This window comes from Arthrobacter sp. Y3223164 (genome assembly GCF_059091005.1).
In genome coordinates this window covers 1-539 of sequence record NZ_JBNHGF010000805.1, presented here as the reverse complement: position 1 = coordinate 539, position 539 = coordinate 1, and the positions used below count along the sequence as shown (strand labels likewise).

Sequence of the window (539 nt, the reverse complement as noted above, 5' to 3'; positions counted from 1 at the left end):
ATGATGCTGTGCGGCCCGCAGGGCAAAGCCGCCGCGGAATTGCTGCCCGGCGTCGCAGGCGTGTTCAGCTGGGCCAGCCCGTGGATCGTCGACCCCGCCCCACCGGCGACCCGGGAGCACGTGGCCGCGCTGGCGGACTGGGTCCGGGCCTCAGAGATCTCCGAGGCCGTCATCCTCACGTCCTTCCACCAGTCGCCGTTGCCGCTGGCGCTGCTGCTGCGGCTGGCCGGCGTCGGGCGCATCACCGGCGCTTCCGTCGATTACGCCGGGTCGCTGCTGGATCAGCGGCTGCGCCCCGGCGAGGACTTCCCGGAGGACCAGCCGGAGGCCGAACGGGCGCTGCAGATCGCCGCTGCCGCCGGGTACCGGCTTCCGCCCGACGACGACGGCCGGCTGCAGGTGCAAGGCATCCCGGACACCACCGACCTGACCGGCGGCGAACCCTACATCGCCGTGCACCCCGGCGCCTCCGTCCCGGCGCGCGCGTGGCCGCCCCTGCACCACGCCGCCGCCGTCGAACTGCTGATCGGCGCCGGCTA

General features: G+C 74.4%; 1 protein-coding gene. It reads left to right on the top strand.

What is annotated here, in order from left to right; genetic code table 11:
* Positions 1 to 539 (top strand): glycosyltransferase family 9 protein (locus tag AC5RUJ_RS18115; RefSeq protein ID WP_494156502.1); only part of this gene is annotated, 539 nt, incomplete at both ends.